We start from the raw sequence: 11,584 nt of genomic DNA on the forward strand, positions 1-11,584 counted from the left end.
ATAGACCCATGACTCGCACGCTCGATAAAGGAAGACTTGTTGCCGCCACCCACAACAAGGGAAAAGTCAAAGAGCTCAAGGACCTGTTTGAGCCTGCCGGTTATGAGGTGGTGTCCGCAATCGAGCTCGATCTTGAAGAGCCCGAAGAGACCGAACAGACCTTTGAGGGCAATGCGCTCATCAAGGCCCGCGCGGCCTGCAAGGCGACCGGTGCGCCTGCCCTGTCAGACGATAGCGGCCTCGAAGTGACGGCCCTTGGCGGCATGCCCGGCGTCCACACGGCGATCTGGGCCGGTGAACCACGCGACTTCTACGTCGCCATGGAAAAGGTCGAGACACTCTTGAAAGAGTCCGGCGCCACAGACCGCAGCGCCCGTTTTGTCTCAACGCTCGCTGTTGTCTGGCCGGATGGCCATGAAGAAGTGTTTCGCGGCACGGTCGAGGGAGACCTCGTCTGGCCACCGCGAGGCGAACAGGGCTTCGGCTTTGACCCGGTCTTTGTTGCAAAAGGAGAAACCATCACCTTCGGGGAGATGGACCCAAAGAAAAAGCACGCCATCAGCCACCGCGCCGACGCCTTCGCAAAGCTGAAAGCGGCCTTGCTTTGACACCCCCCACCCTGCCCTTCGGCCCGCACTATGGCTTCGGGCTTTATTTACACTGGCCCTACTGCACGCGCATCTGCCCCTATTGCGACTTCAACGTCTACGCCGCCAAGGACCGTGATCCGGGGGCGCTGATCGCCGCCATGTCCGCCGACATACAGCGCCATGCAGACCGGTTGAAAGGTCATCCGCCGCTGACCTCGCTTTACTTCGGCGGCGGCACGCCCTCGCTCATGCCTCCAGCTGAGATCGAGGCCATGATCGCGTTGGCCGACCGCCTGTTCGGCCTAGCTCCCGGTGCAGAGATCACACTGGAGGCCAACCCCAATGATGTGAGCGCCACCAGCCCCTCAGACTGGGCGGCCGCTGGTGTCACGCGCCTGTCGCTCGGCATCCAATCGCTGGACGATGACGCGCTCCGCTTCCTCGGCCGAGAGCATGATAGCGCAGGCGCCCGCACCGCCGTTCAGCGCATCGCCCCCGTCTTCGACAATTTCTCCATCGACCTCATCTACGCCCGCCCGGGCCAGACCGAAGCCGAATGGCAAGCAGAGCTGACCGCCGCGCTCCAGCTCGGCGCGCCGCATCTGTCTCTTTATGAGCTGACCATTGAAGAACGCACAGCCTTCGGTCGCCGCGCCACCCGGGGGGAACTTTCGCCCATGCTGGATGACGATCAGGCAGACCTCTATGAATTGACGCAGGACATCACCGCCGCGCACGGCCTTCCCGCATACGAAGTCTCCAACCATGCGAGCGGCCCCGCCTACCAGTCCCAGCACAATCTCATCTATTGGCGCGGCGGCGACTGGATCGGCATCGGCCCCGGCGCCCATGGTCGCATCAGCCTGGACGGCCAGCGCATCGCCACAATCGCTGCACGCAAGCCTGCCGTCTACATCGCCGAAAACACCCCACCAGACGAACACCTGTCCGCTTTGGACGCCGCGCGCGAATTGCTCGCACTCGGCCTTCGTCCATTGGAAGGGTTTGATCTTGCCAGACTGGCTCAGCTGACAGGTGCAATGCCACCGTCAGACAAGATCGAGGATCTCGTCTCTGCCGGTCTCGTCACACATTCAGGCAGCCATATCGCGCTGACCGCGTCCGGGCGGCTCCTCGCCGACAGGATCACGATGGAGCTTGCGCCCTAATCCTTTGACGCTTCCCGCATCCGGCGAGAACGCTCATTCATGATCGCGCGCCCCAGTGGCTCCGGCAGTATCTTGGTCAGCGTGGTGATGCCCTTATTGACCATCCCTGGCACGACAACGGGCTGTCCCTTGCTGACCGCATCGATACCGGCTGCGACAACAGGCTTTGCCTCCATCCACATCCAGTCAGGCGCAGCTTCCATCTGCTCGCGCGATCCATTCACATCATGAAACTCGCTCTCGGTTAGACCTGGGCAAAGCGCGGTACAGTGAATGTCATGCCCGGCCGCCTTGGCGTCGGCATGCAGGCTTTCAGAGAATTTGATGATTCCCGCCTTCACGCTGCCATAGAGGGTCTGGCCCGATGTGCCCGGCGTATATCCGGCAACTGAGGCCACATTGATGATCCGCCCGAAATTACGCTCGACCATGCCCGGCAAGAGTTTATGTGCCAGTTCAATGGGCGCACTATACAGCACACGTATAAACTTCTCTTGCTCGGCCCAGTCTGTCGTGAAGAAGGTGCCCGAAACGCCATAGCCCGCATTATTGACCAATCCGTCGACATGCCGCCCGGCCTCTTTCAGGGTCGCCAATATGTCATCGACGCTATCGGGACGCGCCAGATCCTGACTGATCACGATCGTCGCAACATGATATTTTTCCTCAATGTCGCGGGCGAGCTTCGCCAGACGGTCCAGACGGCGCGCCGTCAGCGCGACATCCCAGCCCTTCGCGGCATACTGCCGGGCGAATTCTGCCCCTAATCCAGCTGATGCGCCCGTGATTAAGGCAAGTCTGTTTGTTTTTTGCGGCATTTAGACTTTTCCCTTCCAATATTGCATTGAGGCAACTGTCACAATTTCGCCACGGTTGCGCATCGACGACGGTTTATCACCTTGTTTCATTTCTCTCGCTCCCTCACATGTGCAGGACTCTCGGAGCGCTAAACTGTTCCGGCGTACACAAGGAATAACAAATGACTCATCTCAAAAAAATGCTCTGTGCAGCGGCTCCAATAAGCCTGATCCTCGCCTCCCCAGCAATCGCCCAAGACTCCTCTCCCTCCAGCGAGGAGCTGAGACAGTCCTCCGTCGTCGTCACCGGGACGCGCAGCACGGACCGCACGGCCCTCGAAACTGCAGTGCCCGTTGACGTCTTTCCTGTTTCCGAACTGACGGAATCCGGCCGCGTCGAACTCAACCAGATCCTTGCGACCACTGTTCCCAGCTTCAACTTCAACCAGACCGCCATCAATGATGGCACCGACATCATCCGCCCGGCAACGCTGCGCGGCCTGTCGCCAGACCAGACGCTCGTCCTGCTGAATGGCAAGCGGCGTCACACCTCAGCTCTGGTCAATATCAACGGGTCGGTGGGCCGCGGCTCCGCTGCCGTCGATCTCAACTCGATTCCAACTTCGGCGATCGGCAGTGTCCAGGTCCTGCGCGATGGCGCCTCGGCTCAATACGGCTCTGATGCGATTGCAGGCGTCATCAACGTCTTGCTGCGCGAAGACAGCTCTGGCGGCGGCGTGAACGTTCGTTACGGCGCACATGTCACAGACCCCGAGGGCCTCAACCGTAGCGAAATTGACGGTCAGACCACCACAGTCGGCGGCTGGGCTGGATTCGGCCTTGGCGAAGACGGCTTCCTGACCGTTTCCGGGGAATACTCCCTTCGCCAACGCTCCAACCGCGCCGGGCTGGACCCGCGCCAGCAATTTCCTGACGATCCTGCGTTCGCTGATGCCGAACGTAACTTCAACCGCCTGAACCATGTCTACGGCAATGGCCGGACCGAGAACATAAACTTCTTCTTCAATTCCGGATACGAACTGGACAATGGCATGGAGCTCTATGCCTTTGGCGGCGTGCAGGACCGTGAGGGCGAAAGCCCCGGCTTCTACCGGCGTGCCAGCGACTCCCGCAACATCCCTTCAATCTATCCAGAAGGCTTTCTGCCTGTCATCGGCGGTGATGTGCTCGACACCAGTCTTGGCGGCGGCGTCCGCGGCACCGTCAGCGGCTGGGACTATGATGTCAGCGGCGTCTACGGCTCGAACGAACTCGAATATTCGGTGAACAACTCGCTCAACGTGTCGCTTGGCCCGACGAGCCAGACCAGCTTCGACGCTGGCACGCTGTCGTTTGACCAGTTCACGTTGAACGCAGACATCGTCCGCACCTTCGACACCCTCCTGCCGGGCACCACGACGCTCGCCTTTGGGGCCGAATACCGCGACGAGAGCTATGAAATCGAAGCAGGCGAAGAAGCTTCCTACATCGCTGGGCCCTTCCCCGGTGCTGCAGGCAGCCAGGTCTTCCCCGGCTTCACACCCCAGTCCGAAGTCGATGAGAGCCGCGACGCGTCCAGCCTCTACGGTGAAATCGAATGGGAGCCGAATGACCGCACACTTCTCTCCGCTGCGATGCGCTACGAGAACTTCTCTGACTTTGGCGATACGGTAACAGGCAAAATAGCTGGCCGGTATGATTTCACCGACATGATCGCCGTTCGCGGCGCCATTTCAACCGGCTTCCGGGCGCCAAGCCTGCAGCAGCAATTCTTCACTACGACATCGACGAACTTCATTGATGGTGTTCCGTTTGAAGTCGGCACGTTCCCGGCAACCTCGGATGCCGCCATTGCCCTCGGCGGCGGACAACTCGATGCCGAAGAATCGATCAGCTATTCCCTGGGTACGGTGATCACACCGACGCCTGACTGGTTCGTAACGATCGACGCCTACCGCATCGATATCGACGACCAGATCTTCCTGTCGGAAAACCTCTCCGGGCCTGAAGTGGACGCTGTTCTGGCCGATGCAGGCGTCACCGGCGTTCAGCTGATCCGCTTCTTCCAGAACGGTATCGAGACTGAGACCACCGGTGTCGACATCGTCACCAAATATGACTTCGATCTCAATGAGATGGGTGATCTCAGCGTGTCCGCTGCGTTCAACTACTCCAAGACGGAAGTCACCAGTGTGCCGGAAAACAAGGTCATTCCGGGTCTGCTTCTCTTCGGTCGTGATCGGACCCTTACGCTTGAGGAAAGCGCGCCTGAGACCAAGCTGATCCTGGCGGCTGACTATGATTACAAGCTGGCCAATTTCAACGTCCGCGCCACGCGGTATGGTGACGTTCTGGTGCCGTCCAGCAATCCGGCTAATGACTACACGCTGGATGCAGAATGGATTCTTGATGCGTCTGTCGATGTGGACCTGACCGAGCGGGTCTCCGTGGGTATCGGGGCAGACAATTTGCTCGACCAGTATCCGACACAGACCCCGGATGCACTCAGCTTCAACGGGATCTTCCCTTATTCCAGCCGTAGCCCGTTTGGGTTTGCAGGACGGTTCCTGTACGCCCGCGCAAGCTACAACTGGTAGGCTGTAAAATAACGAACCGGGCATGCCGCTCCCTGCAAGGGGGGCGGCATGTTCATGTCCGGGCAGCCGTTTTGCGCCAGACATTCACTTTCGTGAGGAAGGCATTGGTGGATCGCTCCAGCCCAAAGCCGGCATCAATCATCGGCGGCTCAAAATCATAGCCGAGATATTCCTTGTAATAGGGCTCGTGAAAGCCTTCCGGGAAATATTCCAGAATGCCATCGAGGCCCGACTCATCGCCAAACTGAAGACTGTCGGCCACGATAAAAGCTCCACCCGGTTTCAACACGCGCGCAGCCTCTTTCATGACGGCCCGGCGGGTCTGTAGCGGCAATTCATGGAAGAGGTAGATCGACACGATGATGTCGCAGCTCTCATCCTCCAGCGGCATGACTTCGGCCTGCCCCTCTATGATCTCTACCTGCGGCCATGGCGCGACCTGTTTGCGGGCACGCTCAGCATAGTTCGGTGAAAGGTCCAGACCGCTCGCCTTGAGACGCGGGAAGGCCCGCATCGTCTCGCGCAGGAACCGCCCGGTGCCGCAGGCCAAGTCCAGCAGCTGGACCTCACGCTGGTCGCGGCCCTTCATCTCATGCGCGATCTCAGCTAGCGCGGCGCGCCGCATCGCATCGGCCGATCCGGTAAACAGAGCCTCGACCTGATGATCATAGAGCTTGGCACTTTCATCAGAGAGCCAGCCATCGGTCTGATAGTGGAAGTTCTGGCGGTAATAATCGGGATATCGGTTACTGCCCTCCAGCCTTTCGGCCACCTCGTCGCCGTCGCGCGCCACACGGCGGCGGTCCACTTCGGCAACATCTTTCAGAAAGTGCCGCGCGCGTTTGACCGCCTTCGGCAAATCCGACAGCCGCACATCCTCAGGCTTGGGGTAGAGACCCGCCTCGATATTCGCCCGGTCTTGCGCAAACAGCCGGAAGAAGGACGCTCGTAGCTGCTTGGTATCGACCGGATTGGACGGCACGAATTTCGGCTCGCCTGGCCGGTTGAACCCGGCAGACCGGCGCTTCGCAATCGCATATTGCGCACCATACCAGGCGGACCGAAGCCCTTGCGCTGCTGTGTACCGCGCCCGCGCGGCGGTTTTGCCCGTCTCATCAAGAATGCTCATGCCCAAAAGATGGTGCACAGCGGCTGTTCCGTCCAGTGGCACAATTAATGCACTGAAAACTATGAAAATTTCCCTTCAGCCTGCATTCAGGCTCGTTTGGTATAGTTGGAAGTGTAGAAACAGGGCGCTTATGTCCTGCGACCAAAGGAGATCACGCATGCCCAATATGAAGATGGCAATTATCGGCAGTACAGCAGCTCTCGCGCTCTGCCTGCCTGCGGGTGCCCAGTCATATGGGTATTCGACCTACAATAATGGTTACCAGTCCAGCTATGGTCACCAACAGCCTGCCTATAACCGCAATTGCGAGACGACCCGTCGCTCGAACCAGACCGCAGGCGGCCTTCTTGGCGCCGTGGCGGGTGGCCTGATTGGTGCGGCCATCGCAGACGACGATGACGACGATTACCGTCGCCGCGGCCACTCGCGTTACAATCGCGGCTATAACCGGGGTTACAATTACGGCTATCGCGGACGCGGTCACCGCAGCAATGGCAATGGCGACCAGGTTGCCGGTGCCGTCATCGGCGCGGTTGTCGGCGGCCTTGCCGGCAGTGCGATCGGCGGCAGCGCAACCAATTGCGACCGCACGGCCTACAACACCACGCACAACCCACGCTATGGCAACCAGACGGTCTACGCCCCTACCCGCCAGCCATACGACAATAATGGCTACAATCGCGGCTATAACAGCTATGATAGCTATGGCGGCACCACGACGACCTATGGCGGTCAGCCAACCTATAGCAGCAACTCCTACGAGTATCCGCAGGACAGCTATTACGGCAATGATCCGTACAATAGCGGCGACGAGCTCTACGGCAGCTCAAGCTATGGCAGCACCACCTATGACACGTCATATGGCGCCACCACCGGCGCGACGACGACTGGCTACAATGCCGGCTACTCCGCCCCGCGCGACACCGGCGAATGCCGCACCGTCTATCGCGGCAACCAGCCCGCCACCGCCTGTAACGTCGGCGGCGACCGCTGGGAATTCGTGAACTAGACGAAACCTCGCATCAAAATCAGACGGCCTCGCCCTTCGACAAGCTCAGGGTGAGGCCGTTTTGCATTGCGGCACGCACAGCTCATCGATAACCCGTCCTGAGCCCGCCCCAACCTCATCCTGATCCCGCCCAAACCTCATCCTGAGCCTGTCGAAGGATGAAGCCACCAAGCGCTAAAGTCTGGCCGCCTCCACAATCATCCGCGCACAGACCTCCGCAGTCTCCTCGTCCGTCCAGACCTCAAGATCATAGTCATGGCCCGCATGCACCCGCGAATACTGCCAGCGCGCCATACCAATGTCGCGGTCCCCCCGCGCGCGCTCGCGCTGTTCGGCTGTCTCGAGCGAACAGCGCACTGCAACGAAAGTCACTGAATGTTTGGCCAGCACTTCGCGATAGTGCGCCTGATCATCAGCCCCCAGCATGACATCATCAACCACCAGATCGAGCCCCTGATCGGCGAGCGCAGCAACTGAGGTTCGCATGCCCCGCATCAGGGCGGCGCCGTAGGACCCCGTCCCGATCTCGACTTCCGCAGGCTCAGCGCCCGGAACCAGCTGAAAACTGAATGCCTCGTCGTCATTGGCAAAACGCGGCGGCATCATCTCCAGAAAGTCATCCATGCTGACGCGCAGCACAGGGCCGCTCGCAAAGCGCTGGATCGCTCCGGCCAGTGTCGACTTGCCCGCACTGCTCGTCCCGTTGAGAATGACGATTTTCGCCATACCCGCCCTCTATCAGCCCGGCACAAGCGCCGCGATCAGCCTTGGCCCCGGCGTCTTCATCGCCTCTTCAAAGGCGGCATCGAACTCTTCAGCCGTCGTTGCTGCCGTCGATGGAACGCCAACCGATTCAGCAAGGCTCACCCAGTCGATATCCGGCTCACCAATGGCCAGCATATCCTTCGCCGTTGGCCCCGGATTGCCCGCACCGGTACGGTGAAGCTCAATGTTCAGGATGCGATAGGTGTGATTGACGAAGACGATGACCGTCACATCGCACCCTTCGCGCACCATGCTCCAGAGCGCCTGATTGGTGTACATGCCCGCGCCATCTCCGGTCAGCGCAATCACCTTCCGGTCCGGCGCCGCAACCGCTGCGCCGAGTGCCAGTGGCAGGCCCTGCCCGATGGCCCCGCCGGTCAGCATCATCCAGTCATGCGGCTCTGCGCCCTGCGTCCCCGCAAAGACCGGCAAGCTGTTGGACACGCCATCATCTGAAACAATTGCGTTCTCGGGCATGTGGCGCGCCACGCTTTTGCCAACTGCGGCAGCATTCAGCTCTCCGGTCGGCATATCCGGCTTGCGAAGCGATACCGGATCAGCTGGCGCGTTTGCGTCCAGCGCGTCGGCGAGCATCTTCAACGTCGCCGCGCTATCGGTATCATGCCCGCCAAGGCTCAATGTCTCGCAGCCTTCCGGCACGAGCAGGCTCGGCTTGCCCGGATAGGCAAAGAAGGCCGCTGGCAGCGAGGTGCCCGCAACCAGCATCAAATCCGTGCCCTCAAGATCGGCCATCGCGCCTTCTGCGAAATACTGCATGCGGTCGGGCGCAAAATGGCCCGCGCCGCGGCGTATCTTCCAGTAGAACGTGTCCGTCATCACGCGCAGACCCGCGCCCTTCAGACGGGCCGCCTGCTGAAGGCCCTCTTCGGTCAGCGCCGTGCCATTGATCAGGATCAGCGGCGATTTCGCCCGTGCGATCGCGCCCTTGGCCGCCTCGATCTTCGCCGCAGGCGTCTGGCGTAGCGGTGGCACTTTGGCCTCTCCGCCTTTTTCCCCGCCCTCTTCCCAGGCCGAATCCGCTGGTAGGATCAGCGATACCGGCCCGGGCTCTGGTCCAAAGCTTGCGGCATAGGCTTCAGAGGCGAGCTTCCCGGTCACCTTCACGCTGTCGGCCGACTTGATCCAGATCGAGTTTGGCCCCGCGAGCCCCATAATGTCAGAATTGAGCGGCGCATCATATTTGCGATGCGGCACAGCATGATCGCCGATCACATTGATCATCGGCGTGTAGGCCCGCTTGGCGTTATGGATATTCGCCCCGCCATTCAGATACCCGGCACCGAGATGCAGCAGCGTCATCGCCGGCTTGCCCGCGATCCGCGCATAGCCATCCGCAGCGCCTGTCGCGACGCCTTCAAACAGGCAAAGCACAGACTTGATCCGCGTCTCCCGGTCGAGCGCCGTCACAAGGTGCATCTCCGATGTCCCCGGATTGGCAAAACAGGCACCCACGCCATTATCTGCGAGGGTCGCAACCAGCGCATCTGCGCCCGTCATCGTCGTCGTCACTGTGTCAGCCATCTCAACTCCTCTGCATTAGGCATTTACCGCTCTTGTGGCGGATCATGTCCAGCTTGGAAAGGGCAGAGACCGCGCGAGGGCTGCCGCGCAGCCTTGTCAGTCTGACGCGATCAGCGTGGAAGCTTGTCTGGATTACGCATCGAATAGACCCAGGCAATGCGTCCTTGCGCATCTGGCGCGATGGTCAGCACCATATCGATAATATCGCCCACGCGCCGGACAATCGTCGGTGAGCCATTCGCCCGGCCTGCCTCCAGCGACCAGCTGATCTTCTGGCGCGTCTGCTTGTCCATGACGGCCCACATCACATGCATGATCTCATCAGGTCCGCAAAGCGGCCGCAGGGCGGCGCGCGCTTTCTTCCCGCCATCGGTGTAGGCGATGGCCGAGGGCGAAAAGAGCGACAGGACCGTTTCATGATCGCGCGCCATCGATGCGGCCAGAAAACGCTGCAACAGCGCGCTGACCTCCTCCGGGTCAGCATCGAAGCGCGGACCGGTCTCCTGCAAACGTTTATGGGCGCGGCTCACCAGTTGTCGGCAGGCCGCTTCGCTCTTGCCGGTCGCAGCCGATATCTCGTCATAGCCTGCATCGAACGCCTCGCGCAGGATGAAAGCGGCCCGCTCGGTCTCAGACAGACGTTCCATCGCCCAGAGCAGGGCAAGCTCGCACTCCTCAGCCAGTGCAAAGCTTTCCTCGACCGTGAGCCCCTCGGCGCTCACCAGCGGCTCTGGCAGCCAGGGTCCGGGATAAGTCTCTCGGCGCATGCGCGCTGAACGCAATGCATCGATTGCAATCCGCGTTGCCGTTCTGCGTAGCCAGGCGCCCGGATTCTCGATCTCGCTCCGGTCGGCCCTTTCCCAGCGTAGCCATGTATCCTGCACCGCATCCTCGGCCTCAGCCTTCTCACCCAGCATGCGATAGCAGAGCGCAATCAGCTGAGGTCGCTCAGCTTCAAACAGGGCGAGGTCCGCGGTCATGCGGCGAGCTTGGCAATATGGCCGGAAATGTCCAGCTTCTGGCACGCCTTGCCATGCCCGAGACCGCGCTTCATCACCGGATATACCCGGCCGGCAGCCGCCGCGAACGCGCAGGAAATGGCGGCCTTGCGCCCAAACGCCGTCTGGATTTCGCAGCGCAGCGTGTCGGTTTCCAGATCGTCGGCAATCGCCATTCCGGCAAACCTGAAGCCGAGACCGACAGGACCGGCTTCATGCGGCCGCCCTTCGACGCAAGCCAGGATGGGAGCGGGCTCGATGCCCTGCTCGAGCGCCATGTCGATCACAAGCTGTACGCAGGGCCCGCAATCGCCCTCCAGCGTCGAGGCCAGCAGGGCTCCGAACCAGACGGGCAGCCCTGCCTTCGACCCACGATACTTGTAAAAGCCCCGCAGTCGCTGGATCCCCATCGCCGCGCCCGGCGACACATCGATCACCTCATGCAGATAGGTCGTATCATAGGAATAACGCCGCGCTAAAGAGCGCGCGGCCCGGTGCAAGATTGAGCGGATCATGGCCGACCTTTCTCTGTTTGGAGTTTGATAGCTGCCGCGAGAGCCAGCCAGGCTGGCAGCTGGATGCCAAAGAGGTTCACCATCGCAATGTCATCCAGCGGCACGCCGCGGCCGATCCAGATGCTGATGTGAAACAGCCCATGCATACAAGGCCAGGCGGCGCCGGTAATGGCCACGCCGCTATTAAGTTTCCAGGCGCCATATATCAGCGCGCCCGCGCTCATCAGGAACGCCAGAGCAATGTCCCGGATGAAGTGCAGGTTGAACGGCCCCATCATCGCGACACCGGGCACGGTTTCGTACCAGGTGTGCGGCGTGAACCACATCGACGCCGCTATCGCCAGAAACAGTCCGGAAATTAAAAAAAGAGTTGTTCGCCACATCGCATGTCTCCTGCTTTCAGGGACATGACGAGGCAGCTCCGGGTTTTGTGACAGCCGGGCGAAAAAAAATGGTCAGACGTCTTCGCCGAG

General features: G+C 60.7%; 11 protein-coding genes. 4 read left to right on the forward strand and 7 right to left on the reverse strand.

Translation table 11 applies throughout. The annotated features are described in order from the left end of the window. Positions 1–8 precede the first annotated feature (8 nt). On the forward strand, positions 9–608 hold the full coding sequence (gene rdgB, locus B8783_RS10200) for an RdgB/HAM1 family non-canonical purine NTP pyrophosphatase (RefSeq protein WP_084420026.1): 600 nt from the start codon (positions 9–11) through the stop codon (positions 606–608). Further along, positions 605–1,759 carry a radical SAM family heme chaperone HemW gene (gene hemW, locus B8783_RS10205; protein WP_233355742.1) on the forward strand — a complete coding sequence of 385 codons (1,155 nt, stop codon included), beginning with the start codon at positions 605–607 and terminating at the stop codon, positions 1,757–1,759. Before rdgB ends, hemW begins: the two co-directional genes overlap by 4 nt. On the opposite strand, the gene B8783_RS10210 is transcribed toward hemW, so the two are convergent. After that, positions 1,756–2,577 carry an SDR family NAD(P)-dependent oxidoreductase gene (locus tag B8783_RS10210; protein WP_084420027.1) on the reverse strand — a complete coding sequence of 274 codons (822 nt, stop codon included), beginning with the start codon at positions 2,575–2,577 and terminating at the stop codon, positions 1,756–1,758. The two genes, hemW and B8783_RS10210, sit on opposite strands and share 4 nt — an antisense overlap. A gap of 161 nt (positions 2,578–2,738) precedes the next feature. Between B8783_RS10210 and B8783_RS10215 the strand changes: the two genes are divergently transcribed. Continuing rightward, positions 2,739–5,153, forward strand: a complete 2,415-nt coding sequence (locus tag B8783_RS10215) for a TonB-dependent receptor plug domain-containing protein (protein ID WP_084420028.1) — start codon at positions 2,739–2,741, stop codon at positions 5,151–5,153. A gap of 52 nt (positions 5,154–5,205) precedes the next feature. Here the strand turns inward: B8783_RS10215 and B8783_RS10220 are convergent, their stop codons facing one another. After that, complete coding sequence (locus tag B8783_RS10220; protein WP_084420029.1) at positions 5,206–6,282, reverse strand: class I SAM-dependent methyltransferase; 1,077 nt, start codon at positions 6,280–6,282, stop codon at positions 5,206–5,208. Between the two features lie 157 nt (positions 6,283–6,439). Between B8783_RS10220 and B8783_RS10225 the strand changes: the two genes are divergently transcribed. After that, a complete protein-coding gene (locus B8783_RS10225; protein WP_084420030.1) occupies positions 6,440–7,291 on the forward strand; it encodes a hypothetical protein in 852 nt (283 codons plus the stop codon). 174 nt (positions 7,292–7,465) lie between these two features. Here B8783_RS10225 and B8783_RS10230 read toward each other — a convergent pair whose 3' ends face one another. The 5 genes from B8783_RS10230 to B8783_RS10250 form a co-directional block, all read right to left on the reverse strand. Further along, positions 7,466–8,017 (reverse strand): chloramphenicol phosphotransferase CPT family protein, encoded by a 552-nt coding sequence (locus tag B8783_RS10230; protein ID WP_084420031.1) that lies wholly within the window; start codon positions 8,015–8,017, stop codon positions 7,466–7,468. 12 nt (positions 8,018–8,029) lie between these two features. Then, positions 8,030–9,574 carry an acetolactate synthase large subunit gene (locus B8783_RS10235; protein WP_084422050.1) on the reverse strand — a complete coding sequence of 515 codons (1,545 nt, stop codon included), beginning with the start codon at positions 9,572–9,574 and terminating at the stop codon, positions 8,030–8,032. Positions 9,575–9,708: 134 nt separating this feature from the next. After that, on the reverse strand, positions 9,709–10,578 hold the full coding sequence (sigJ, locus tag B8783_RS10240; protein WP_084420032.1) for an RNA polymerase sigma factor SigJ: 870 nt from the start codon (positions 10,576–10,578) through the stop codon (positions 9,709–9,711). Then, entirely contained in the window at positions 10,575–11,111 is a 537-nt protein-coding gene (locus tag B8783_RS10245) for a hypothetical protein (RefSeq protein WP_233355744.1), read from the reverse strand. Before B8783_RS10245 ends, sigJ begins: the two co-directional genes overlap by 4 nt. Further along, positions 11,108–11,494, reverse strand: coding sequence for a hypothetical protein (locus B8783_RS10250; RefSeq protein WP_084420033.1), 387 nt, complete (start codon positions 11,492–11,494; stop codon positions 11,108–11,110). Before B8783_RS10250 ends, B8783_RS10245 begins: the two co-directional genes overlap by 4 nt. Between the last annotated feature and the right edge of the window lie 90 nt (positions 11,495–11,584).

The organism is Henriciella litoralis (genome assembly GCF_002088935.1).
Lineage (GTDB): Bacteria > Pseudomonadota > Alphaproteobacteria > Caulobacterales > Hyphomonadaceae > Henriciella > Henriciella litoralis.